This is a genomic window from Lacihabitans sp. CCS-44, assembly GCF_024343735.1.
In the GTDB taxonomy this organism is placed as follows: domain Bacteria; phylum Bacteroidota; class Bacteroidia; order Cytophagales; family Spirosomataceae; genus Leadbetterella.
Genome location: NZ_RJUE01000004.1, coordinates 61,860 through 86,336, shown reverse-complemented (window position 1 = coordinate 86,336; position 24,477 = coordinate 61,860). Strand labels below are relative to the sequence as shown.

The following is a 24,477-nucleotide window of genomic DNA, read 5'->3' as shown; positions in this document are numbered from 1 at the left end:
ATCATAAAAATATTTTTCATGTTTAGACTCACTCTCGTAACGCTATTTTGTATTTCTCTTTTGTCATGCCAGAAAAAACACTATGGCGGTTTTCAGAAATCCACTAGAGAAACTTTCTCCACTAAAACCAATGGCACTAACCTTTTATTAACCTCTGAAAATCCAATTTTTATAGAAGACCTTTCCCCAGAACCTAAAGAAATAGAGGCTTCTACTGATACCGAGTTGAGAATAGAAACGCTGCCATCTGAAATTAAAAATTATCATAGAATAAATAAAAAGCTAGAAAACACATCAAAAATCGAAACGACTCAAACAGAAGTTGAATTACCTCATTTAGATAAAACTACCGAAAACCAAGAAGTTAAATCTCTTAAACGTAATCCTGTTTTTAATGATAGCCTGAAAGTTGGCTTGGTGTTTCTTATAATTGCTGCGGCGTTAGCATTTGTACCTGCCCTACTCCAACTTGCTGTATTATTTGCAGTGGTTGCTATGGTTTTCTTATTCATAGGTCTCAAAAAACTATTTAATCGTAGGGCAAAAATCAAGAAAAAGAAAGAAAGAAAAGAGAATAATCAAATGAGGAAAGAGAAAGTTAAAGAAATGTTCAAGAAATGAAAAATATAGTTTTTTTACACGGTTTTGGAGAAAACGCATCGGTTTGGACGGATTTTATAGAATTATTAAATCCTGAAAACCAATACTTTACCCCTGACTTTTCACCTAAAAAGGATTGCTTTTCTATACCCGAATACGCAGATTGGTTGAAAAATTATCTTGACAAAGAAAAAATCAGAAAAGCGGTAATCATTGGCCATTCCATGGGTGGTTATATCTCTGTAGAATTTTGTAATAGATATCCAGAAATGACCCTTGGGCTCGGCTTATTTCACTCTTCTGTGGCCGCTGATAGCGAAGAAAAAAAAGAAAATCGAGATAAAACCATTCAGTTTTTAATAAAACACGATACCAATCTTTTTATCAAGCATTTTTATCCAAACATGTTTACGGAGGAATTCAAATCTAAAAACCCCGAATTTGTTCAAAAAAATATTGAGAAATTTAGCAAAATACCCAATGAAGCACTGTTAGCGGCTACTTTAGCCATGAAAAGTAGAGTCAGTTATATCGATAACTTAAGCGAATTTGAATTTCCTATTTTCCAGATATTGGGCAAACAAGATACTTTCGTAAGTTACAAAGATGCTTTGGAACAAACATTTCTCATGAAATCTCCAAATGTTTTGCTGTTAGACAATATTTGCCACGCTGGAATGCTAGAAAGCCCAGGAATTTGTGCTCAGTTTATTGACAATTTTATAGCTTCTGTCTAAACTTTATAGCTCCGGTGAGCATCTAGTTTAAGAAAAACAAAAAGTAACATCGTAAAGGACATCAATGAAGATCCTCCAGAACTAACGAACGGAAGGGGAATACCAATAACAGGCATTAATCCAACGGTCATACCGATGTTTACTAAAATATGGAAGAATAATATGCTGGCTACACCATACCCGTAAATTCTGGCGAATTTTGACTTTTGTTTTTCGGCTAGACTAAGTAGACGTGTGAGTAAAATAAAATACAAACCCAGTAAAACAAAGCTTCCCAAAAAGCCCCACTCCTCGCCTACCGTACAGAAAATAAAATCCGTAGATTGCTCAGGCACAAAATCAAACTTGGTTTGAGTACCTTTTAAATATCCCTTACCAATCGCTCCACCACTACCAATCGCTAGTTTCGATTGAGTAACGTTCCAAGCGGCCCCAAGCGGGTCAATATCTGGGTTTACCAATACCTTTATACGTTTTTGTTGGTGCGGAGCAAGCACATTATTTATAACAAAATCAACTGTGAGAACAAAACCTGAAAACAACACAAACAAGCCTATGACCCTTTGCAAATTCTGTTTGTTGCGTTCGTAGCGTTTCAGAAACAAATACCAAAACAATACACCAAACAATGCTAGCCCAAGAACCACCGCCCAGTTTGGAAATATCAACGCAAGAATCAAAAGCAAAATAAAAGATATAATGAGTGCTGGGTAAACACCAGGCAAACCTTCCCTGTAAAGCACTATCATAAGTGCCGCAAAAGTAAGAGCCGATCCAGTTTCTTTTTGTAAAATAATAATAATTGGAGGAACAAAAATAAACAAAGCCGCCCTAAAAGCGTATTTCATTTTGGATACATTTACCCCCATTGTACTCAAATACTTGGCCAAGGCCATTACTGTAAAGGTTTTGGCGAACTCTGCTGGCTGAAGTGAGAACGCTCCAAATTTTATCCAAGACTTCGAACCTTTAATGTCACTCCCGAGAAAAATTGTACCAATGAGAACTACAATCCAAATTCCATAAAAGATGTATGCAAAAGTATCGTAGACTTTAAAGTCGACAAAAAGAATAATCAGAATAAGCAAAAAAGCGACAAACATAAATAGTATTTGTCTACCCGCGTTATGCTCCAATGAAAATATGGGTTTGGGATTATCTACGTTGTACACAGCAGCGTAAATATTCATCAAACCAACAATCAAGAGGGCTACATATATCCATATTGTAGTCCAATCAATTCCTTGTTTTATATCTATGTCTTTAGCCATCAGTTTACAGGTTTAGCAGGTGTACTTACAGTTGTTGTTCTCGAAGCTGAGCCAGCTACAGTGGTCCATCTAGTATTTGCCACCTGCTCTTTGTAAGCCAATCTCTCAACTTTTCCTTTCAAATATTGCTCAATCATCAATCCACAGATGGGTGCCGAAGCTACTCCACCAAAACCTCCGTTTTCAACAACCACCGCAATGGCTATCTTTGGTTTATACTTTGGTGCGAAGGCTATAAAAATAGCGTGATCTTTTCCTTTCTTATTTTGAGAAGTTCCAGTCTTTCCACAAACTTCTATGCCTTCCACCTGAGCTGAACGTCCTGTACCCTCAGATACCACGAGTCCCATTCCCTTTGCAACTTCTTCAAAATGCCTCGGACTGATATCTGTTTTGTGAGTTTCTACTTTTATTCCTCTGATATTGTCCTTATTCACACCTGTTTTTTGTACCAAATGCGGCGTTAACCAATATCCCCTATTTGCCAATGTCGCACACAAATTTCCAAGTTTCAAAACATTCACTCCATATTCGCCCTCGCCAATGCTTAGTGAATAAATATTGGAGAATTTCCACTGATTTTTTCCGTAAACTTTATCATATCTTTTTACATCGGGCAATACGCCTTTGGTTTCTGATGGCAAATCGATACCTAATTTTTTGCCAAAACCGAATTTAGCAACAATTTGTCCCCAAGTCTCTAAACCTACTCTGGCTTGTGCAAATGGGCTAATTTCACTGTTGTTACCTATAATTTTCCTAAAAACATTATAGAAATATGGATTACTCGATAGCTGAATTGCATTGTAAAGATTGGCTGCCTCATAAGTACCGCTGTGGTAGGCAAACATTGTAGGAGCCCCAACAAATGAAGTCCTCGGAGTTATTACGCCCATTTCCAAACCAATAGCGGCTTGTACCAATTTAAAAGTAGAACCGGGCCTGTAAAATGCCGAAATCGCTCTGTTGTTCAAAGGTCTGTCAGGATTTCTACTCAAAACGGTGTAATTCTTTGAAAAAGCTTTACCCGATAATAAAGTTGGGTCATAAGTTGGGTAGGAACCCATCGCCAGTATTTCACCCGTTGACGGCTCAATCGCAACCACAGAACCTACTTTATTTTTAAACAAAGTATCTGCCAATTGTTGAAGCTCCAAATCTATGGAGGTGTACAAATTTTGACCTATTACGGCCATTGTATCATATTTACCTTCGTTGTACTGGCCTTTTTCTTCGCCTTTAACATTCATCAAAGTAAACTTCACACCTCTAATTCCTCGAAGTTCAGTTTCATAAAATTTCTCTAAACCCGACAAACCTATGTAATCTCCCTTTCTATAATATTCTTCTTCTTGTTCTTCAAACTTTTTTTGTGGAATCTCACCGATGTAGCCTAAGGCATTGGCAAGCGTTTTACCAGGATAAGTCCTGAAAAATGATTGTTCAAAAGTAAAACCCGGATATTGAATCATGGCATCTACCACACTTGCGTATTCTTCCTTGGTGAGCTGCCTTAAAAAAAGCGACGGCCGATCTTTAGAATATTCCCTAGCCGATGTTAAAGTACTATCTAAAAAGCCTTTGGTAATATTGAAAAGATTACAAAAAGAGGCTGTATCGAATGGATATACCTTTTTGGGCGTAACATAAACGTCGTACACTTCCTCGTTGGCCACGATAAGCTTGCCATTTCGGTCATATATTTGACCTCTGAGTGGAATGTTAATTTCTCGCCTGATAGAGTTCAAAGCCCCTAGCGACTGATACTTGGTGTCTAATATTTGCAAATAGAATAATCTAAGGATATAGATAATCCCAATGGCGTAAAAGAATATTAAAATAACTGGTTTTCTACTTTCGAGCATGAATGTAATGAGGACAAAATCACAAACAAAGTTCCGAAAATTTTACATCACTTTGTCACTTTCCTGTATAAAAAATATTTAGTTGCATTGCTTTTATCTAACAAAATCAAAAAGAAATTATAGTTTACCTTAAAAAGCTGATTTTTAGAATATTCATTTATCAAAAATTTTAAAAAAGTTGGAATTAATAAACTCTAGAATTTTAAAATATTAAATTTGCGAAAAACATTCTTAATTGAAATATTTAAATATTGGGGTTGAAAACCTGCCGCAAGTTGCTGATGAAATAATTAGAATTGGAAAAGAGCTTCCGATTTGGACTTTCGTGGGAAATTTGGGAGCTGGAAAAACTACCTTGATAAAGATTTTAGCCAATAAGCTTCATATTCAAGATTCCATAAGCAGCCCAACATTCTCATATGTAAATGAATATGACGGCAAAGTTTTTCATTTTGATTGTTACAGGTTGGGTTCATTGGAGGAAGCCTTAGATTTTGGAATTGAAGAATACTTAGACTCTGGCAAACCGTGTTGGATAGAATGGCCGCAAATTATAGAACCGATTCTTCCTACACCCTATTTGGAAATAAACATTGAACACAACGAGAACATTTCAAGAAATATATATCTTAAAATTATAAAATAATGGCGACAGATACTTTAAAAGAACTTGCTCGGGCTTCGGCCATTAGCCCCAAAGAATCGCCCTTTGCTATTCAACAAAAACACAACAACCTCAGCTTGGGACTTCCGAAGGAATCATCAGAGTTTGAAAAAAGAATAGCCTTGACGCCTGATGCGGTAGCCATATTGGTCAAAAACGGCATGTCTGTTTCTGTTGAAACTGGTGCTGGATTGAGTGCAAACTACTCAGACATGGACTATTCAAATGCTGGAGCACAGATTGTATTTAGCCGAAAAGAAATTTTCGAGAATGATATAATTCTAAAAATTGAACCATTAAAAGACGAAGAGTTTGAGTTTATAAAACTAAACGCCACGCTTATTTCTACACTCAACTTGGCAGTGTTGGATCAAGCCTATTTTAACAATTTAAATAAGAAAAAAATAACAGCGATTGCTTTTGAATTCATTGAAGATAAGGTTGGAGAATTTCCTATAATTCGAGCGATGAGCGAAATTGCAGGTAGTGCCGTTTTGTTGATAGCCACAGAGTATCTAAGTAGTGTAAATAACGGAAAAGGGATTATTCTTGGTGGAATAACAGGTGTTCCTCCTACGAATGTCGTGATACTTGGGGCTGGAACTGTCGGAGAATTTGCAGCAAGATCGGCTTTGGGCTTGGGAGCCAATATAAAAGTTTTTGATAGGCAGCTTTATAGACTACAACGGCTTCAATACGCTGTGGGAAGTAGAATTTTTACTTCAATTATCGACTCTGTAAATCTGAGCAATGCCATAAAAGAAGCAGACGTTGTGATAGGTGCTTTGAGAAGTGAAATTGGCGTAGCTCCAATGGTTATTACTGAAGAAATGGTTACTCAAATGAAGCCTAACTCACTGATCATCGATGTGGCGATTGATCACGGCGGCTGTTGCGAAACCTCCCAAGTTACAAGTCATGGTAATCCAGTATTTAAAAAACACGATGTGATACACTACTGCGTACCCAACATCGCCTCTCGTTTTGCTCACACTGCCAGTATTGCATTGAGCAATATCTTTACGCCTGTCTTGTTAAAAACAGAAGGATTGGGGGGGGTAAATGAAATGATTTTTCAGAATAAATGGTTTATGAAAGGTGTAGTCTGTTACAAAGGCAGCGTAACGAATTTACATTTAGCCAAAAGGTTTAATTTAAAATATAAAGACTTAGGCCTAATTCTATCGGCCAGATTCTAAAAAAAACATTAGATATGATAAATCACAGCAATGAAAATGTATTGATGGATGATGCTAATTCTCCAGAAATTAACCAAAAGCTTATGGGAAAGGTCTCATCTGACTTTATAAAAGTTTCTGAACACTTAAAAGAAGCTTCCTATCAAATAATCAAGAGAAAATTCTCAGAAAACCCAATTTTCATTTTAACAGAAAATCCTGTTGAAATCGGAGCTACTTTGTTTCAGCAAAATGATTTTAAGACCATTTACGAATACCGAGCGAGTTTTTTAGAAGAATTCATTTCTAGAAATATGATTGGCGAAGAATCTATTGAGTTTTTCAAAGAAAACTATAAAGACCCAGAAGAATATTGCTGTCTGTTTGTGATAGACCAAGCTTTCGCTGGCTTTATATATCTCCCGTTTCCCAATGATTAGCAGCATCAGTTAATATTTTTTTCCTGTTTAGAATAAACCCATAGGCCAAAAGAAACTTGGAGGAAATGTAAAGTGTCCTAATAATGGGGTAACCAAATTTAAAATCACCTAAGAATACATACCAAGAAGATATAATATCTGACACAGCCATCAATCCCACCGCAATAATGATGTATTTTTTGCCTTCAAAACTGTTGTTTAGCATCAATGAATATGCTCCCATTATGGCAAATTGAAACACGTAAAATATCATTAAGACAAATATGGAATCGGGAACGATTTCCATCAAGAAAAAACCAAAAAACAAAAATGCCGTTAGAATATACGGCCAGCCCTTCTTCATTAAATCAAAGTTGGTCAAGTTTTTCTTTTGAAAATTGGGCTGCCTAAGAAGAATTATATACAACTGATGCTCAACTAAATACAAAAAAACTAATATGGAATTTAGAACTTCAGTTTTTTGATAAACGAATCCTATTTCTCCCATAAAACCAAAAGCGAAAGCTGTAAAAAAAATATTGTCCGCATATAGGAGCTTCCCTTGTACTTGGACGTAATAAAAATAAACCAACAAAGCTCCAATGAAAAACTTAACTGCTATGTTTAAGTAAAAATTGCCAGTGTAATAGAAGGTTACTTCTAGTACCAGTAGTAAAAATACCAACAAAAATATCAATCTATTTTTATTCATATTTTGGTTTTAAATTAGTAGAAAAGCTCTCAATTAGAAATATTTGCGAAAATACATAAAAACCAAAACTAATCCCATAAAACTGTTCGATACTATTTTCTGAAGAAAATAAAAAGTAGAAGAGTCCATATAAAAACAACAAAGTCGTCCCGAATACACCAAAATAAAAAGAATAGTTATTTATGGGTCTATACATACTTAAAATGAGTATAATTACTACGAGAATGGCATATAAAACCAACAGGATGTAGTTCAAAACTTTTGTTTCTTCGAACACAAAATATCCAAAAATAAGAAAAACTAATCCTGCTGGTATAAAAATCTTAAGAACATCTATTTTTGACTCTTGAACTAAAATCGCTCCTTCTTTTCGGAAGACTATCAAAAACAGAAATTGAATTATAAGATGTAATGAAATCTGAATTTTATCTTTAATTTCAAACTCTTTGAAAAAACTCAATTCTAGCAAATCTGAAACAAATAGTATCAACAGAGCCAATACAATATGCTTATCAAAAGGCAATTTTCGCACTTTTCTATTCATTAGGTAATATAAAGAAAGAAAGGGTATGAAAAGTCCCAGAAATATATTGAAATACAGTTCCAATTTCAAAAATTTGGTACAAACACCCGCTACTCCAAATATTACTAAAAATAAAAAAGCAATAGTTTTCATTAGCAAATTATAATATTAAATATTGTTTACTAGATAATCTTGTCTTTTCCTGGTACGGGTATTGGATAAAATCCGTTGCTGTCAGGAAGTGTTTTAGGCATGGCATTCCAATCAAACTTATCTGGCATCAAATTAATATTTGAATTAATTGCATCCTCCCATTTTACCTTTTGGCCTGAATAAGAAGCCATTCTACCCAAAATACTTGTCATAGTTGCCATTGCACCATTCTCAGCATCATTTATAGGCTTATTGTTGACAATACAGTCAAACAATACATCATGTTCTACTTGGTAAGGATTTTTATCGTCCGCATCTCTGTGCCTCCAAAGACTATTTCCAGCTAAATCTGTTATTTTACCCTCTGTTGCACGACCTTTAGAACCCACCAAATGCTCAGAAACGTTGGAAACAGTACCTGGCTGATGTCTACATTGGCTATTCAAAATCATGCCGTCTCCGTATTGGAACTCCACATAATGATGATCAAATATTTCTCCGTATTCATTACCCTTCCTAACCTCACGCCCTCCCATACCGATTGCCTCAGTAGGATGGCCTCCTTTAAACCAGTTAATTACATCGATATTATGTATGTGTTGCTCACAAATGTGATCACCACACAACCACACAAAATAGTACCAGTTTCGCATCTGATATTCCATTTCGGTCATTTCCTTTTCTCTCTTCACCACCCACACGCCATCATTGTTCCAATAACACCTTGCCGAAACAATATCGCCAATCACTTTCTGATTGATAACTCTATCGTAGGTCTCCAAATATGATTTCTGATAGTGTCTTTGCAAACCTACTACAACCTTCAGATTTTTTCTTTTAGATTCTTCTGCAGCTTTCAAAACTCTTCGAATCCCGGGGGCATCTGTTGCCACTGGTTTTTCCATAAAAATATGCTTCCCTTGTGCCACCGCTTCCTCAAAATGTATTGGTCTGAATCCAGGAGGGGTAGTTAGAATAACAACATCTGCCAATGCAATGGCTTTCTTGTATCCTTCAAAACCTACAAACTTATTCTCTTCAGCAACTTTTACTCTTGCCTTGACTTTTGGATTTTTATCTGACATCAAAGACGTGTAACATTTATCTACTCTGTCCTTAAATGCATCGGCCATGGCCACTAAAGTTACATTTTCTTTAACAGAAAGTGCCTGAAATGCAGCCCCAGTGCCTCTTCCGCCGCAGCCAATTAGTGCCACTTTAATCTCATCAGATGTATTAGCGTAGAACGCCGATGAAATTTGTGGAGTAACTCCTAAAATTGCACCAGTAGCAAGTGAGGTATTTTTCAAAAATGACCTCCTGTCTAAATTACTCATTTTGTGTTTTTTTTTATGGTTGAATATGTATAAGTTTTTTTTATCGAAAATAGATATTAATAATTGTAATTTCAAATTCTAAATTAAAATTACGTTAAACGGTATCACTCATCCACCGGCGGGAGGGCAAAATAAGCATCTATTTCTTTTTGAGATGGAACAGAGACTGGTCTAACAATCCTAAAACCCAAAAATGGAGCATCGGTGAGCCACCATTTCGAACGGGGTATTTGGGGATCTCGTTGTTTTAATCGCGGTGTAGATGGTCGCCTGGCAGCACTTCTCAACATATCAGCATCATCGTCCCAATGTCCGCCCTTAATGGCATGGGGATACAACTCAAACATCTGATTATTAGGGTCTTTTGCTGAAATTTTAGAATAGTAATTTTCTTCGTAAAAGTCTGAAGTCCATTCTGAAACGTTGCCGTACATGTCATAAAGTCCCCATGCATTGGGCTTTTTACCTCCCACCACTTTGTAGGCTCCGTTTGAATTTTCGAAATACCATGCATAATCACCTATTTCTTTCGGATTATTTCCAAAATAATAAGGTGTATTTGATCCCGCTCTTGCGGCATATTCCCATTCTGCTTCTGTAGGCAATCTGTAAAAAACGCCAGTTGTTTGATATAACCATTTACAGTAAGCCCTGGCAGCGTATTGAGTTACATTACAAACAGGAAAACCTCCGTTTTTACCTTGTCCAAAACTCATTTCAACATAAGGTTTGGTGGGCCTAGCTATGGCATCCACCTTAAGGTTCTTCTCTGTTTCGAGCTCTTTATTTTGAAAAATCAAATAAGTATCCCAAGTTGTTTCATATTTTGACATCCAAAATGAACTAATTTCAATCTCCTTTTGTGGGCCTTCGTCTGGTCTTCTCAAAGCTTCTGATTCAGGACTTCCGATCATGAACTTCCCTCCTTTTATGGCTATCATTTCTATTTTTTCATTTGAATTTGGTATGTTTTGGGTATAGGAAGTGAAGTCTTCCACGAAAAAAAATCCTAAAAAAACTGCTGCTAATATTGAAATTTTTAACATATAAAATTCTTAAAATTAAATACTTAACACAAAAAAGGTAGTAATGTTTTATAAAATACAAAATGAAAAATTAGAATTATTTGCCCGATGGAATCAACCTAAACACCATGCCCGGGTTTTCCACGCCTATATAAATGAAACCATCTTGCCCCATTTTCACACTTCTCATTCTTCCTATATTCAGAAGTTCCTTGTGGTTTTCTATCACTTTATTTTCTTTTAAAACCACCCTCTCCAAATAATTAAATCTTAAAGAACCAATTATTAGATTTCCTTTCCAAGACGGGTATTTATCGCCCATCACAAAAGCCATACCCGATGGAGCTATTGATGGCAGATAATAATGTAACGGCTGCTCCATACCTTCTTTTTTTGAAAGATTGGTAATAGGTTTTCCGTCATAATTGATACCATAACTGATGGTCGGCCAGCCATAATTAACTCCTTTCTTTATGATATTTATCTCATCACCGCCTCTTGGACCGTGTTCATGTTCCCAGATTTCTTTTGTAACAGGATGCTGAGCTAAACCTTGGGGATTTCTATTCCCATAAGTGTAAAGTGTCTGACTATTTGGTGCTTTGCCATAAAATGGATTATCCTCTGGGATTCTTCCATCGTCAAAAATCCTGTGGACTTTGCCGAGATCATTGTCGGTTCCTTGGGCATATTCAAAATGCTTTCCTCTTTCCCCAACACTCAAATACAAATATCCTTCACCATCAAAAACAATTCTTGATCCATAGTGATGCGTAGTTTTTGTGTAAGGATTAGCTTCAAATATTTCTTTTAATTCCGTAAATTCATCGCCAACAATTTTCCCTCTCACCAAGGCAGTTGTAGTCCAAGTTGCACCTGCCTCTTCTTTGAATTTTGAATAACTCAAATAAACCCAACCATTAGAGGTATACTGTGGATGTATTTCTACATCCAACAATCCACCTTGACCTTTAGAAAGAGCTTTTGGAGTATTTTTTATTTCTACTTTCTGCTTGTTTTGGTCAATTTTGTAAAGTTTTCCAGCCCTGTCGGTTATCAAAAGTTGGCCGTCGGGAAGCTGGGTAATGCCCCATGGACTGTCAAAACCCGTAGCCACTGTGTCTAATTTCAAAGTCATAGAGCCCGATTTGAAAATATTGGTTTTAGGTTTTGCTGAAAACTTATATTGATCAACATTCACAAGGCTTTTCACAATTTGAGTAGCCAGGTTATCAATTTGTTTTGGCGAAAGCGTATTTTTCCAGGAAGGCATTCCAGCATCTACTGCTCCATTGGTGATTGTCTTGGCTATGTCTACCTTCGTGGTTCCATATTTCCACTTTCTATCTACAAATGCCTCTATTTTTTCTCCATGACAACTGGAGCAATATTGGGTAAAAATAGCATTTGTATTTTCATCAATTAGTTTATTGGTTTTTGCAAAAGAAAATGAGCTTGTAGAAATTAAAGTCAGAAAAAGAGTTATATTTTTCATTAATGATTTTTGTTCGATTGCGAAACTAAATAATTTTAGCGTAATTAAATTTTTTTATTATCTATTTTTAAAAAATGAAAAAATCAGCCTTCATTACTTTCGGACTTTTCCTTTTTACCATTATGAATATTTCTGGGCAAAAAAACATTCGATTAAAGGAGCAAATCATCGAATTAATGGCTAAAACCGAGGGTCATTTTGGGCTTGCTTTCAAAAATCTTGATAACAATGATACCATTTTTATCAATCCCCATGAATATTTTCATGCTGCTAGCACCATGAAAACACCTGTAATGTTGGAAATTTTTAACCAAGAAAAACAAGGGAAATTCAAAATTACGGATTCGATATTTGTTAAAAATGAATTTGAAAGCATTGTAGATAAAAGCAGATATTCTTTAAGTATAAACGATGATAGTGACGACATACTTTATCAAAAAATCGGGCAAAAAATGACGATTCAAGACCTCACTTATGAGATGATGACCAAAAGTAGTAACCTTTCAACAAACATTCTCATCGATAAAGTCGGTGCCGAAAACGTCATGAAACTACTGGCAAGTTTAAATATCAAAGAAAATATAGTTTTGAGAGGTGTAGAAGACCAAAAGGCCTTTGATGCAGGATTAAACAACAGAACGACTCCTTTCGGCCTTATGCAAATATTTGAACATATAGCCTTAACTCAACCCAACAACTCATTGATGTTGAATATTTTACTTGACCAGAAATTTAATGAAATTATACCAGCTCAATTGTCCAAGAACGTAAAAGTGGCTCACAAAACAGGTTCTATTACAGGCGTTCAGCACGATTCAGGCATTGTTTACTTAGCAGATGGAAGGAAATATGTATTAATTCTACTTTCAAAAAACCTTAAAAATGCCAATGACGGAGTAAAAACATTGGCTCAAATATCTAAGATGATTTATGATTATTTGAATTAAGAAATCACAATTTCTACAACTTCATTGATTATTAAGGCAGTAGCTCCCCAAATCCACTGATTTTGAATGTCAAAACCGGGTACCGTTAAGTTTCTTTTGCCTACGGTAATGTTTCGAGTTCCTTTGTTTTCGAGTTTTAAGAAATCGGAGAACTCAACTTCAAATATTTTCTCCACTTCCTTTTTGTCGGGGAAAAAATCGGGCTTGTAATCTAAATACCCCACAATAGGTTTTACTATAAAGTTGCTCACAGGAATAAAAACATCGGTCAATTCGCCCAAAATGTTTACATCCATGGCTTTTACACCTATCTCTTCTTGTGCTTCTCTTAAGGCTGTTCTAACCAAATTCTCGTCACTATATTCCATTTTTCCACCCGGCAAAGCCATTTGGCCACCGTGGGTTCCGTCATAAGCTGGCCTGAGAATTAGAGGCAGAAAAACATCTCCATCTGAAGGATAAAATGCCACCAGTACAGCACTTTGCCGAGTGGTCTCATTGGGTTTTATATTGGACATTAACCTTTCCTCATGCATGAACTTTCGTTGAAAATCCACGCCAGGCAATGGTCCTTTTAATTTGCTTGAAAGTGAGTTGATGAAGGGTTCAAAATACACGTTGGATTCCAGTTTGATAAACTAAAGATAAAGTTAAAAAACGAGAATTAAAATAATTCCGCTACAAATACTTCTCCGCAAATGCTTCTACGCATCGTTCCCCATCCATCGCTGCGGACACAATTCCACCTGCATAACCTGCCCCTTCACCACATGGAAAAAGTCGTTCAATTTCAGGGTGCTCTAATGTTTCTTTATCTCTAGGAACTCTCACAGGTGAGGAAGTTCTGCTTTCAATACCAATCATCTGACCTTCGTCATAGTTTCGCATTTTCTGGCTAAACTGCCTAAATCCATCCTTCAGTGGCTCTGCAATGGACTTTGGCAGAACATCATTAAAATCCATCGCTAAAAGCCCAGGCTGATAAGAAGTTTCATTCAATTGATAACTCTTCTTACTTTTATAAAAATCCTTTATTTTTTGTGCTGGCATGGTTTGCACAAATTCCTGGTTTTTACCTATGGCCTCTCTTACTTTTTTGTAGGCATTTTGTTCCACAGATTTTTGATATTCAAGAGCGGCCAAAGGGCCAAATGACTCAAATTCTTTCCAATCATGTTCGTTTATCGCCACCACTACGCCTGAATTAGCGAACACAGAATCTCTTCGAGAAGGTGACATACCATTTACTACCAATTCGTGCTGTTCTGTTGATGAAGGTACAATAAAACCACCTGGACACATGCAAAAGCTAAAAACACCTCTCTGAATTTGATTGTAATAAGTTTGTGCCACCAAAGAATACGAAGCCGCTGGCAATAAACCACGATCGTCTGCATGGTATTGGCATTGATCCACAAACAATTGCGAATGTTCTACCCTAACTCCCATAGCAAAAGGCTTGGCCTGAATGAGAACTTTTCTCTCAAACAACAACTGGAATACGTCTCTGGCTGAATGCCCAGTGGCCAAAATGACTCCATCAGCCAGGATTTCAGATTGGTTATTTATGCCCACTCCAAAAATTTCATTGTTTTTTAGCAGAACATCCGTCATTCTGGTTTCAAAATGAATTTCTCCACCGCCATCCAAAATAGTCTGACGAATGTTGGCTACCACCACGGGAAGTTTGTTGGTACCAATATGCGGATGTGCATCCACCAAAATCTGTTCGGTGGCCTCGTGATTTACCAATATTTCCAAAATTCTCCTTACATCGCCACGTTTTTTCGACCGCGTGTAAAGTTTACCGTCGGAATAAGTTCCTGCACCACCTTCACCAAAGCAATAGTTGGAGTCCGAATTTACGATGTGCTCTTTGTTAATGGCTGCAATGTCTCGCCTCCTGGCCCTTACGTCTTTGCCCCTTTCCAGAACTATCGGTTTTATGCCTAGTTCGAGGCATCTTAAAGCAGCAAATAGTCCTGCCGGTCCAGAACCGACGATTATTAAAGTCTTCGAAAATTGTTTTTTGAGATAATCATATTTTCCAAAATCTGTATTTTGAAAAGGAGAGTCTAGTGAAATTTCTATTTCCAGATTAATCTTGACTTCTCTTTTGCGAGCATCTATGGATTGCTTTAACTTCCTGAAATAAAAGTTCTTATCAGCCGAAATTTTAAAATTATCTCTAAGAAATTGCTCTAAAAGTTGCTCATCAAGGGCAATATTTGGAGGTAAAACGAATGCATGTATGTTTTCCATCGGAAAGGTTTTTATCCTTTAATTTTATCCCAAAACTAATAAAATTGTTTCAAAATGAAGCTATATTTGCACATGGCCTACTTTCAAAACATAAAAAGAGGAATAAAAACCACTACCAAGGGCTTAAGTCTGACCTTGAAGCATTTGTGGGCAGCCCGAAAAACCAAAGGAGCCTTGAATGTTCAGGACGAAAATTATTTCAAAATTTCAGAAGGATTTGTCACGCTTCAGTACCCTCATGAAAGCATTTCTGTGCCAGAAATAGGCAGATATCAGCTGGATTGTGAGATTGATGATTGTATAGTTTGTGACAAATGTGCCAAAATCTGCCCCGTAGATTGCATCGAAATAGAAGCCATAAAGTCGCCAGAATTGATCCGAACCACTTCTGATGGCTCACCTGTGAGGCTTCATGCGGCTAAGTTTGATATTGATTTGGCCAAGTGTTGTTTTTGTGGCTTGTGTACCACAGTTTGTCCAACAGAATGCTTAACGATGAACAGTGAATACGACTATAGTGTACTGGATGTCAGCCTATTGAACTTAGCTTTTTCAAATTTATCGGAAAAGGAAGCAGAAGAAAAAAGAACACTTTATGAGCAATTTGTAGCCGAAAAAGAGGCTGCTAAATTGACCAAAGCTGAGGTAGTTGCTCCAAAGACAGAAGCTGTTTCGGCTTTCAAGCCAAAGATGCCAAGTGCTTTTCAGCCTAAACCACCAGCGGTTGTTGAGGAAGAAAAAGCAATGTTGGAATCAGTTAAAAAACCAATTTTCGCACCAAAAAAGCCAACTCAGTCCGAAATAATACAAGAAAACTTAGAACAAACACCTGCCGAAAGGCCAAAACCCATTTTTAGTCCCAAGAAGCCAATAATGGCTGCATCGGAGAATCCAGAAACTGTTGAAATTAAATTAGAAGATATAAAGCCAAAGTTTGTCCCGAAGAAACCGATAACAGCCTCTGATACTCCTGTTGAAAATATTACGGTAACGGAAAAGCCTAAATTCTTGCCAAAAAAGCCTGTAGAAATAGCACGAGAAAATTCTGAGGTAGAGTCAAAACCGAAATTTATTCCGAAAAAACCTGCAGCGATAGTTTCAGAGGAAACTGTTAGTTCAGATTCAAATGTAGATTCAAAACCTAAATTTGTTCCTAAAAAACCGATTGAAGTTGTTTCAGATGCTGTTCACAATTCTGAGAAGAATGAAGGTGAGGTTAAGCCCAAATTTGTTCCAAAAGCTAAGCCAGAGCAAGTTGTATCAGACAACAAACCGATTGGATTCACTCCGAAACTTAAACCACAAATTGCTATCAATGAAGATGTTGCACCACCAAAACTAACTGGATTTGTACCAAAACTCAAACCAGTGATGACTGAAGTTACACCAATTGACTCTCCTAATGAGGGTGAATCAGAGGTAGAAATGCAAAAAAGTCCGGCAAAATTTGTACCTAAACTTAAACCCAAATCATAAATGGAAATAGTTCTTAGGGAGTTACAAAATGGAAATGTGGCATTTGGTATTTTTTGTCTGATAGCAATCATTGGAGCCTTGTATGTTTTGTTTTCTAAAAACGTCCTGTATGCATCCTATGGTCTTCTGGTTAGCTTTTTGGGCGTTGCAGGCATATTTGTTTTTGCTGGTGGAGAATTTGTATCTGCCGCTCAAATCATGATTTACATAGGCGGTATTTTAATATTGTTGATTTTTGGAATCATGCTGAGTTCCAACAAAAAAATGGGAAAAGGTAAGCTAAATATTGAGAACATGGATATGGTTTTTAGTCTTACCATAGCCGTCAGTTTGTCTTTATTACTCTCATTTTTGGTTCTGGAGTCAAAGTTTAATACCAGAAGTTTCAAACCTCAGCAACACATCAAAAACCTTGGATATAATTTAATGACCGACTCGGTTTTGGTCCTAGAGATTATCGGGGTGTTATTGCTCATGGCCTTGATTGGTGCCACTTATATTGCTAAAAAAGATGAATAATTTAACACCATACCTCATAGTTTCGGCTATTTTGTTTGCAATTGGTTTTGCGGTAATAGTTACCAAAAAAAATCTCATTTTGATGCTCATGGGAGTTGAACTAATGTTAAATGCCGTAAATATAAATTTTGTGGCCTTTAGTAAATTTGATAAAATCCCAGAAAAGGGACAAATTTTTGCATTATTCATTATGCTAGTTGCGGCTTCGGAAGTAGCTGTGGGCTTGGCAATTATCCTCAAAATAAAGAAATATTACGAAAATATCAACCCAGAAAAACTTACAGAATTAAAAAATTAAGTGACATTTTTTTTGGAATAAATAAGAAAACCACTACTTTTGCAGTCCAAATGGCTGTGTAGCTCAACTGAATAGAGCGTCTCACTACGGATGAGAAGGTTTGGGGTTTGAATCCCTACACGGTCACTAAGCGAATCGAAAGGTTCGCTTTTTTTATTTTGGAGCATCTCACTATGGATGAGAAGGTGGGCAGGGGTCGCTTCCGACTTTGAATAACAAACAGTCACAAAGCAAATCGAAAGGTTCGCTTTTTTTTTAGAGCGTCTCACTAGGAATGAGAAGGTTGGGCAGGGGTCGCTCCCGACTTTGAAGAACAAACGGTCACAAAGCGAATCGAAAGGTTCGCTTTTTTTGTTTTTAGAGCGTCTCACTACAGATGAGAAGGTTGGGCAGGAGTCGCTTCCCGACTTTGAATAACAAACAGTCACAAAGCGAATCGAAAGGTTCGCTTTTTTGTTTTAGGTCAAAAAAAGCTTACCTAACAAGGTAAGTCGAATATTAAAGATGCTAAACTCACTTCAACAACTCCGGAAATTTCTTCTTAAATCTTTGGAAACGAGGTACAGATACGCCAACTACGTACGACTGACTTGGATTATTTTTGACGTAATCTTGGTGATAATCTTCTGCGTCATAAAACTTCTCAAATTTAGTTATCTCAGTCACTATTGGCTTTTTGTACATTCCAGATTTTGCAACTTCTGCTTTCGCAGCATCAGCTATAGCTTTTTCTTCTGGATTCGAATAAAATATTATCGAGCGATATTGTGGACCAAAATCTGGTGCTTGGCCTATTGTAGTGGGGTCTTGTGACCCATAAAATACTTTTACCAAGGTTTTGAAATCCACAACTTTGGGGTCATAATACACTTCTACCGCCTCTGCGTGTCCTGTTCTGCCGCTTCCCACTTCTTCATAGGTTGGATTTAAGGATTTACCACCAGCATAGCCACTCACTACTTCTTTTACACCTTTAACCGACTCAAATACTTCTTCTACACACCAAAAGCAACCACTGGCAAAGTAGGCTTTGGTTAAACCAGCCAAATTTGCTTGAGCTTTTTTAGTTTTCTTTTGTGCTCGCGAACAAGACGATAATAGAAAGAGGGCCGAAAACAAAAACACCGAGAGAGATTTTAATTTCATGATATCGTTTTTAAGAAATGATTTACAAATACAACAACGTAAAAACCTTTCTAATTCAGAAAAGTTTTGAATACGAAACATATACGTTGAATTTGAACTTTTGGATATAATGTTTGCTGCTTTTTTATCAAAAATAAGAATCTACTAAATTTATTTTGAGGAGAAGCTATTCCTCAATTTGCACAAAGAAGGCACAAGAACCACAAAGTTTGGACTTAAAAAAAGTAAATAAAGGTGTAAAAAAGTCACATACTTCTTTGTGCAACTTTGTGTAAACCTTTGTGATCCTTTGTGTAATAGCTCATAAAGACAAAAATAGTTAAGATTTTAAAGGTCAGAAAGCCTTCCTTGCAAACCTCCGGTGTGCAGAAGCATAATATGAGTTCCTTTCTCGAAATAACCTTCTCTTATCTTTTGATATAGGCCAAAAATCATTTTTCCCGTATAAACTTGGTCTAGTCTAAAACCGTGTTTAGCTTCAAATGTCCTTATAAAACTCAAAAGTTCGTCATTATATTTTGCATAACCACCAAAATGAAATCTCGTTTCGAGTTCTGCGTTTTCAGGAAAACTTTTCTCCAAAAAGGCCGAAACTTCCTCTTTTAGAAAATCCCCATTTTTTAATACAGCAAAACCTAATACTTTGCCTTTGAAAACAGAATTATCCAACAAACCAGCCATGGTTCCGCCTGTGCCTACAGCCGTACAAACATAATCAGGATAAGTTTGTTCATCCAAAAGTTCAGCTACACCTCTGAGAGCCAAATGATTAGAGCCACCTTCTGGAATTACAAAATATTCATTCGAAATGCTACTGCTTAGCTCTGTCTTATTGCGGTAAGCTTCCCTGGTCACAAACTCAAACTTCATTCCTTTTTCAGAAGCCAATTTGAGCGTGGGGCTACTTTCTGCATTCAGTTCATCTCCCCGTATTATACCCAAGGTTTCAAAACCAAAAAGAAAACCCGCCTCTGCCACCGCCGCAATATGATTAGAAAATGCACCTCCAAATGTCAGAATTTTCTTAAAGCCCAAGTTTTTCGCTTCAATCAAATTATATTTTAATTTCCTGAATTTATTGCCAGAAACATGCTTGTGTGTGAGGTCGTCACGTTTTACAAATACTTTTAAGTCATTTTCGACAAATAAATCGTCGAAAATCTCGATTACTGGTGTCGGAATATTTATTAAACTTTCGAATTCAAGCATATTTTACGAAATTTGCACCCATATGAATACATTAGAAAAAAATATAGACGCTTTTGACGACGAAGAGGACGACATTATCGAAACCATTGTCATCAATGTTGACCCCGGTCAAACGTTCATGCGTCTTGACAAATACCTCTCTCATCATCTAAAAAGCATTTCAAGAAACCGCATACAGAATGCCATCGAGACAGATTCTGTAAAAGTCAATGAAAACAATGTTAAGCCGAGCTACAAAGTTAAGCCGTTGGACAAAATTACACTTTCGTTGGCAAAAGCAAGCGGTATACCTAGCGAAGTTTTACCAGAGGACATCCCGCTCAATATTGTTTATGAAGACGATGATTTGATGATTGTGAATAAATCGCCAGAAATGGTGGTTCATCCTGGCCACGGAAATCACACAGGCACACTTGTGAATGCTTTGGTGCATCATTTTGCCAACTTACCTACGGGAACCGACGGTAAGGTGCGTCCAGGCTTAGTGCATAGAATAGATAAAGGAACTTCGGGCCTTTTGGTGATAGCCAAAACTGAATATGCCATGCAGTTTTTGGCCAAACAATTTGCTGATCACACCACCGAGCGTACCTACAATGCTCTAATTTGGGGAGAGCCAAAAGAACCGAAAGGAACTATCAATGCTCACATTGGTCGTGGTTTTAAAGACAGAAGAATTTCAGACGTGTTTCCAGAAGGCGATTATGGAAAAGAAGCCATTACGCACTATGAGGTTATAAAAAACATGCGTTATGTATCTTTGATTAAATGTAAGCTAGAAACTGGCAGAACGCACCAGATAAGGGCTCACATGAAATATATCGGTCATACGCTCTTCAACGATGCTACTTATGGAGGTGATAAAGTATTGCGGGGAGATTTGTTCTCAAAATATAAGCAATTTGTAGAAAACTGTTTTGAAATAATTCCAAGACAGGCTCTGCATGCAAAATCGTTGGGATTCATTCATCCAACTACCAAAGAATGGATGCAGTTTGACTCTGAACTTCCAGAAGATTTTACTAAGGTTTTAGAAAAATGGGATCATTACTTACATTTTAAATGATAAATATAAGAAAAGCAGAGGCCAAAGATGTGCCTGCTATGATGGCTTTGGTAAACGAACTTGCCCTTTACGAAAAAGCTCCTGAGGAAGTTACAAACACCGAGGAAAGAATGCTAGAAGAAGGTTTTGGACCCAAAAAAGCGTTTGAGTGTGTATTGGTTGAGCTTGATGGAGAAATAGTGGGCATGTCCTTGTACTATTACAGATATTCTACTTGGAAAGGACGCCGTTTGTACCTTGAAGACCTCATTGTGACGGAATCGCAAAGAGGAAGCGGATTGGGCAAAGTATTGTTTGATAAAACCGTAGAAATAGCCAAAGAAGAAAACTGCTCAGGTATGATGTGGCAAGTATTGGACTGGAACACACCAGCAATCAATTTCTACGATAAATACAACACCAGATACGACGAAGGTTGGCTCAACTGCCACCTTGATTTTTAGCCCAAAGAAACATCCAAAAACATCATGATAGCGAAACCGATCATTACTCCAATGCTCGAGTAATCGGTTTCGTTGCCATTGTGTGACTCTGGAATGAGCTCTTCTACCACTACAAAAATCATTGCTCCAGCCGCAAATGCCAAAGCATAGGGTAAAATAGGAGTTGCGTAAAGAACCAATAAAGCTCCTAAAACTCCTGCCACAGGCTCCACCATACCACTTAACTGACCATATTTAAAGGCTTTCCATCTTGTAAATCCTTCTCTACGTAAAGGCACTGAAACTGCAGCACCTTCAGGGAAATTCTGTATACCGATACCAATCGTTAAGGCAATGGCACTGGTTAAAACACCAATAGAAGGATCTTGTGCTAAAACGCCAAAAGCCACACCAATTGCCAATCCTTCAGGAATATTATGTAAAGTGATGGCTAAAACAAGTAAAACACTTCTGTGCCAAGATGTTTTTATTCCTTCTGCATTCTCTGTTTTTTCGCCTAAATGTAAGTGCGGCAATATTTTATCCAAAACAAATAGAAACGCCCCACCGGCCAAAAAACCAACCACGGCAGGAATCCAGCCTATTCCACCTTTTTCCTCTGTCATTTCGATGGCAGGAGCCAATAAAGACCAAAAACTGGCCGCTATCATTACCCCAGCCGCAAAACCAAGCATGAGGTTGAAGAACTTGCGGTTGATGTTTTTAAAGAAAAAAACCAAAGAGGCACCAAGTGCTGTCACTCCCCATGTAAAAAGAGTGCCGAAAAGGGCTAATAGTACAGGATTTATTTTTAATATTTCTTCGTAATTCATTGTTAGACTAATCTAATTTATTTGTTATACATACAAAATTAAACTTTTTATTTTAAATTGTCTTATAAAAATAGAATTTTGCAAAGAATTAAATTTTAGGATTTTAAAAACAAAACTGGAATCTATGATCAATGGAAAATATATAATAGCTGCTGGATTGATTCTGGTATTCGTTGGTGTAATCATTTACTTCTTTGGAGATAAACTTTCTTGGATCGGCGGTTTACCAGGAGATATTAGAATAGAGAGCGAGAATATAAAAATTTACTTCCCGATAACCACAATGCTTATAATAAGCATTGTACTGAATCTTATTATTTGGCTTTTTAAAAAGTTCCTTTATTGAGGTCTGGCGTTTCGTAGGTCAATTTGCTAAGATAGAAAAACTGCTGGCTTGCCAATGTGTTCGTTGCTCTTGAGGTTTTATAGCCAAAAGCTAGAAAAGTATGTCTGTACCAAGAAAACAAATCAACTGTGATGTCGGAAACAAACTCCTTGTTTTTGCTACCAATGCTTAATGGCACAAAATCAATCGCAGGTTTGTCTTTGGCTATCAATTTCAGAAAAATCGTTTCCTCCTTTGGAAAAGCCACCAAAATACCTTCCTTGCTACTACTTACCTGAACTTTGTTGTTCAAAACCTCGCTCTCAATATTTTTTAAATCTATGCTATAATCCCATGATTTTTTTCCGTCAAAATCAAACGTACAAAACAAGCTTTGGGTAAATTTATAATTGTTAAAATCGCGAACAGTCCTGTAGTTTTCTCCCAAATGGAGCAGCGAATTTCTAGAATAATTAATTGCATTTTTATACTCTGGATAATATACTTCTCCCACTAAAAGCACTTGATTATCAAAAACATAAGGCTGCTGCAAATTGAGTCTATGTCGGATTTTGGGGTCACGGCCTTTCAGTTTTTTCGACAATAATCTGCCCTCCACTTTCTCTTGTCTTTTGGGAGAAAGGTATGTATAAAAATTCTGCAATTCTGAAAACTTAAAAAATTGAATATCTTCGGTTCGGTTCAACGGAGTAACATAAAAACCAGAAGAAAAATCCGAACAATTGTCAGCAAAGTTTCCGGCAAGGAAATAAGTATTCTTGGCAATTTTTAAGATTTTGGAGTTCAAGATTACATGTTTTTTATCTCCCAAGTCTTTCATAAACAACATCTTACCTTCAATATCAAATACAGAGAGTTTGAATTGACACTTCTTTTCGTCTTTTAGCATTAAGTAAATTTGCTTCTCACTTTCATTGACTTCCAAAGACAAAACTTTCAGGAAATTAGTGTGTATCTGCGGCAAAACCTTGGAGGTTTGGTCAAATAAACGGTGTAACTCCGCAACAGGCCTATCGTTGTAACTGCCCAAAATAATTACTTTAGTTTCTATGGCCGCAAAAAACTCCACGTCCATGTCGGTGAGCATGGTCGTTTCGGTTGTGATGGCGTCGCCCCGTTCCAAATCTATTTTGACGATTTTTATTTTTCTACCATCGGTCTCCTGCAAAAGACAAAAAAGGTAATCTTCGGCCTTAAAATACTTTACCAAACGATATGTTAAGCCTGGATCTATGGTATTTGTCCATTGAATTTTTAAATCTTTGTCGTATTTAACAAAATTCAGTCTTCCTTTTTTGCCAAAAAGAGAAGTCTGAAAATTCATGAGCAAGACTCCGTTGGTATCCAAAGAAACCACGCTGAAGTCATCCTCTAGATTACCATCCAAGGGTATCTCAACATCCACTGATTCAACCAATTGGCCGAATGAATGATGTGAAAATGTAATAAAAACCAAAAACAAAGCGAAAAATAATTTCATCGTTTTCCCAGTTCTATCACTTCCAGATTCGTGATTTTTGATTGTTCAATTTTCATTCTCATCACGGTTCGTATTTGATGAAAACCGTGCTTTCCTGCGGCTCCGGGGTTTAAATATACCAAACCATTGTTGGCCGGATCCTTAATTACTCTCAAAATATGCGAATGCCCACAAATAAACAAGTTTGGTTGATTAAATTTTAAGATTTTTTTTATTCTGGCTGAATATTTACCTGGCAAATTGCCGATATGCGTCATAAATACCTTAAAGCCGTCAATTTCAAAAATCAAATCCTCGGGCAATTCATATCTAAGTTCTTGGCTATCAATATTTCCAAAAACAGCTTTTACAGGCTTAAAATCTTTAAGTTGATCAAGGACGATTCGCTCTCCAATGTCACCAATATGCCATATTTCATCACAATCTTTGAAGTGCTCAAATACTGCGGGGTCTAAATAAGAATGCGTGTCGGAAATGAGGCCTATGAGAGCCAT

At 36.8% G+C, this 24,477-nt stretch carries 26 protein-coding genes and 1 tRNA gene; 13 read left to right on the top strand and 14 right to left on the bottom strand.

Annotated elements, in window-relative coordinates:
- Positions 1 to 18 precede the first annotated feature (18 nt).
- Both EGI26_RS03975 and EGI26_RS03970 read left to right on the top strand, forming a co-directional pair.
- Complete coding sequence (locus tag EGI26_RS03975; RefSeq protein WP_255076539.1) at positions 19 to 621, top strand: phage holin family protein; 603 nt, start codon at positions 19 to 21, stop codon at positions 619 to 621.
- Positions 618 to 1,337, top strand: coding sequence for an alpha/beta fold hydrolase (locus EGI26_RS03970; RefSeq protein WP_255076537.1), 720 nt, complete (start codon positions 618 to 620; stop codon positions 1,335 to 1,337). The genes EGI26_RS03975 and EGI26_RS03970 overlap by 4 nt, the downstream gene beginning before the upstream one ends.
- Here the strand turns inward: EGI26_RS03970 and rodA are convergent.
- Complete coding sequence (gene rodA / locus EGI26_RS03965; RefSeq protein WP_255076536.1) at positions 1,334 to 2,608, bottom strand: rod shape-determining protein RodA; 1,275 nt, start codon at positions 2,606 to 2,608, stop codon at positions 1,334 to 1,336. The two genes, EGI26_RS03970 and rodA, sit on opposite strands and share 4 nt — an antisense overlap.
- A complete protein-coding gene (locus EGI26_RS03960) occupies positions 2,608 to 4,473 on the bottom strand; it encodes a penicillin-binding protein 2 (protein ID WP_255076535.1) in 1,866 nt (621 codons plus the stop codon). Before EGI26_RS03960 ends, rodA begins: the two co-directional genes overlap by 1 nt.
- A gap of 235 nt (positions 4,474 to 4,708) precedes the next feature.
- Here EGI26_RS03960 and tsaE point away from each other — a divergent pair, with 235 nt between their 5' ends.
- The 3 genes from tsaE to EGI26_RS03945 are packed head-to-tail and all read left to right on the top strand — an operon-like array spanning position 4,709 to position 6,755.
- Positions 4,709 to 5,119 (top strand): tRNA (adenosine(37)-N6)-threonylcarbamoyltransferase complex ATPase subunit type 1 TsaE, encoded by a 411-nt coding sequence (tsaE, locus tag EGI26_RS03955; protein WP_255076533.1) that lies wholly within the window; start codon positions 4,709 to 4,711, stop codon positions 5,117 to 5,119.
- On the top strand, positions 5,119 to 6,336 hold the full coding sequence (locus tag EGI26_RS03950; RefSeq protein WP_255076531.1) for an alanine dehydrogenase: 1,218 nt from the start codon (positions 5,119 to 5,121) through the stop codon (positions 6,334 to 6,336). Before tsaE ends, EGI26_RS03950 begins: the two co-directional genes overlap by 1 nt.
- 14 nt (positions 6,337 to 6,350) lie before the next feature.
- The gene (locus tag EGI26_RS03945) at positions 6,351 to 6,755 is read left to right on the top strand and encodes a hypothetical protein (RefSeq protein WP_255076530.1); all 405 of its coding nucleotides are present in this window, start codon (positions 6,351 to 6,353) and stop codon (positions 6,753 to 6,755) included.
- On the opposite strand, the gene EGI26_RS03940 is transcribed toward EGI26_RS03945, so the two are convergent.
- The 5 genes from EGI26_RS03940 to EGI26_RS03920 all read right to left on the bottom strand — a co-directional run bounded on the left by EGI26_RS03940 (position 6,727) and on the right by EGI26_RS03920 (position 11,979).
- Positions 6,727 to 7,446 (bottom strand): lysoplasmalogenase family protein, encoded by a 720-nt coding sequence (locus EGI26_RS03940; protein WP_255076529.1) that lies wholly within the window; start codon positions 7,444 to 7,446, stop codon positions 6,727 to 6,729. The two genes, EGI26_RS03945 and EGI26_RS03940, sit on opposite strands and share 29 nt — an antisense overlap.
- Positions 7,439 to 7,990 (bottom strand): hypothetical protein, encoded by a 552-nt coding sequence (locus EGI26_RS03935; RefSeq protein WP_255076528.1) that lies wholly within the window; start codon positions 7,988 to 7,990, stop codon positions 7,439 to 7,441. Before EGI26_RS03935 ends, EGI26_RS03940 begins: the two co-directional genes overlap by 8 nt.
- A gap of 161 nt (positions 7,991 to 8,151) precedes the next feature.
- Complete coding sequence (locus EGI26_RS03930; protein ID WP_255076527.1) at positions 8,152 to 9,459, bottom strand: Gfo/Idh/MocA family protein; 1,308 nt, start codon at positions 9,457 to 9,459, stop codon at positions 8,152 to 8,154.
- 104 nt (positions 9,460 to 9,563) lie between these two features.
- The gene (locus tag EGI26_RS03925; RefSeq protein WP_255076526.1) at positions 9,564 to 10,505 is read right to left on the bottom strand and encodes an SUMF1/EgtB/PvdO family nonheme iron enzyme; all 942 of its coding nucleotides are present in this window, start codon (positions 10,503 to 10,505) and stop codon (positions 9,564 to 9,566) included.
- 76 nt (positions 10,506 to 10,581) lie between these two features.
- Positions 10,582 to 11,979 carry a PQQ-dependent sugar dehydrogenase gene (locus EGI26_RS03920; protein WP_255076525.1) on the bottom strand — a complete coding sequence of 466 codons (1,398 nt, stop codon included), beginning with the start codon at positions 11,977 to 11,979 and terminating at the stop codon, positions 10,582 to 10,584.
- 74 nt (positions 11,980 to 12,053) lie between these two features.
- Here EGI26_RS03920 and EGI26_RS03915 point away from each other — a divergent pair, with 74 nt between their 5' ends.
- The gene (locus EGI26_RS03915) at positions 12,054 to 12,926 is read left to right on the top strand and encodes a serine hydrolase (protein ID WP_255076524.1); all 873 of its coding nucleotides are present in this window, start codon (positions 12,054 to 12,056) and stop codon (positions 12,924 to 12,926) included.
- Here EGI26_RS03915 and EGI26_RS03910 read toward each other — a convergent pair.
- Entirely contained in the window at positions 12,923 to 13,543 is a 621-nt protein-coding gene (locus tag EGI26_RS03910; protein WP_255076523.1) for a CoA pyrophosphatase, read from the bottom strand. The two genes, EGI26_RS03915 and EGI26_RS03910, sit on opposite strands and share 4 nt — an antisense overlap.
- Before the next feature lie 61 nt (positions 13,544 to 13,604).
- Positions 13,605 to 15,188, bottom strand: a complete 1,584-nt coding sequence (locus tag EGI26_RS03905; protein ID WP_255076522.1) for an NAD(P)/FAD-dependent oxidoreductase — start codon at positions 15,186 to 15,188, stop codon at positions 13,605 to 13,607.
- A 54-nt stretch (positions 15,189 to 15,242) separates the two neighbouring features.
- On the opposite strand from EGI26_RS03905, the gene EGI26_RS03900 reads away from it, so the two are divergent.
- The 4 genes from EGI26_RS03900 to EGI26_RS03885 all read left to right on the top strand — a co-directional run bounded on the left by EGI26_RS03900 (position 15,243) and on the right by EGI26_RS03885 (position 17,607).
- The gene (locus EGI26_RS03900; RefSeq protein ID WP_255076521.1) at positions 15,243 to 16,664 is read left to right on the top strand and encodes a 4Fe-4S dicluster domain-containing protein; all 1,422 of its coding nucleotides are present in this window, start codon (positions 15,243 to 15,245) and stop codon (positions 16,662 to 16,664) included.
- Positions 16,665 to 17,183, top strand: a complete 519-nt coding sequence (locus tag EGI26_RS03895) for an NADH-quinone oxidoreductase subunit J (RefSeq protein WP_255076519.1) — start codon at positions 16,665 to 16,667, stop codon at positions 17,181 to 17,183.
- Positions 17,176 to 17,481, top strand: coding sequence for an NADH-quinone oxidoreductase subunit NuoK (gene nuoK / locus EGI26_RS03890; protein ID WP_255076518.1), 306 nt, complete (start codon positions 17,176 to 17,178; stop codon positions 17,479 to 17,481). Before EGI26_RS03895 ends, nuoK begins: the two co-directional genes overlap by 8 nt.
- Positions 17,482 to 17,533: 52 nt before the next feature.
- A tRNA-Arg gene (locus tag EGI26_RS03885) sits at positions 17,534 to 17,607 on the top strand.
- Between the two features lie 387 nt (positions 17,608 to 17,994).
- Here the strand turns inward: EGI26_RS03885 and msrA are convergent.
- Positions 17,995 to 18,627 (bottom strand): peptide-methionine (S)-S-oxide reductase MsrA, encoded by a 633-nt coding sequence (gene msrA / locus EGI26_RS03880; RefSeq protein ID WP_255076516.1) that lies wholly within the window; start codon positions 18,625 to 18,627, stop codon positions 17,995 to 17,997.
- Between the two features lie 327 nt (positions 18,628 to 18,954).
- A complete protein-coding gene (locus EGI26_RS03875; RefSeq protein ID WP_255076512.1) occupies positions 18,955 to 19,836 on the bottom strand; it encodes a 1-aminocyclopropane-1-carboxylate deaminase/D-cysteine desulfhydrase in 882 nt (293 codons plus the stop codon).
- A 22-nt stretch (positions 19,837 to 19,858) separates the two neighbouring features.
- On the opposite strand from EGI26_RS03875, the gene EGI26_RS03870 reads away from it, so the two are divergent.
- Together EGI26_RS03870 and EGI26_RS03865 are read left to right on the top strand one after the other, a co-directional pair.
- A complete protein-coding gene (locus EGI26_RS03870; protein ID WP_255076511.1) occupies positions 19,859 to 20,902 on the top strand; it encodes an RluA family pseudouridine synthase in 1,044 nt (347 codons plus the stop codon).
- Positions 20,899 to 21,345, top strand: a complete 447-nt coding sequence (locus EGI26_RS03865; RefSeq protein WP_255076510.1) for a GNAT family N-acetyltransferase — start codon at positions 20,899 to 20,901, stop codon at positions 21,343 to 21,345. Before EGI26_RS03870 ends, EGI26_RS03865 begins: the two co-directional genes overlap by 4 nt.
- Here EGI26_RS03865 and EGI26_RS03860 read toward each other — a convergent pair.
- Positions 21,342 to 22,157, bottom strand: coding sequence for a ZIP family metal transporter (locus tag EGI26_RS03860; RefSeq protein ID WP_255076509.1), 816 nt, complete (start codon positions 22,155 to 22,157; stop codon positions 21,342 to 21,344). The two genes, EGI26_RS03865 and EGI26_RS03860, sit on opposite strands and share 4 nt — an antisense overlap.
- A gap of 124 nt (positions 22,158 to 22,281) precedes the next feature.
- Between EGI26_RS03860 and EGI26_RS03855 the strand changes: the two genes are divergently transcribed.
- Positions 22,282 to 22,503: a DUF2905 domain-containing protein gene (locus tag EGI26_RS03855; protein WP_255076508.1), complete on the top strand. Its 222-nt coding sequence runs from the start codon at positions 22,282 to 22,284 to the stop codon at positions 22,501 to 22,503.
- On the opposite strand, the gene EGI26_RS03850 is transcribed toward EGI26_RS03855, so the two are convergent.
- Together EGI26_RS03850 and EGI26_RS03845 are read right to left on the bottom strand one after the other, a co-directional pair.
- Complete coding sequence (locus EGI26_RS03850; protein ID WP_255076507.1) at positions 22,484 to 23,983, bottom strand: hypothetical protein; 1,500 nt, start codon at positions 23,981 to 23,983, stop codon at positions 22,484 to 22,486. The two genes, EGI26_RS03855 and EGI26_RS03850, sit on opposite strands and share 20 nt — an antisense overlap.
- The gene (locus EGI26_RS03845; RefSeq protein WP_255076505.1) at positions 23,980 to 24,477 is read right to left on the bottom strand and encodes a metallophosphoesterase; all 498 of its coding nucleotides are present in this window, start codon (positions 24,475 to 24,477) and stop codon (positions 23,980 to 23,982) included. The genes EGI26_RS03850 and EGI26_RS03845 overlap by 4 nt, the downstream gene beginning before the upstream one ends.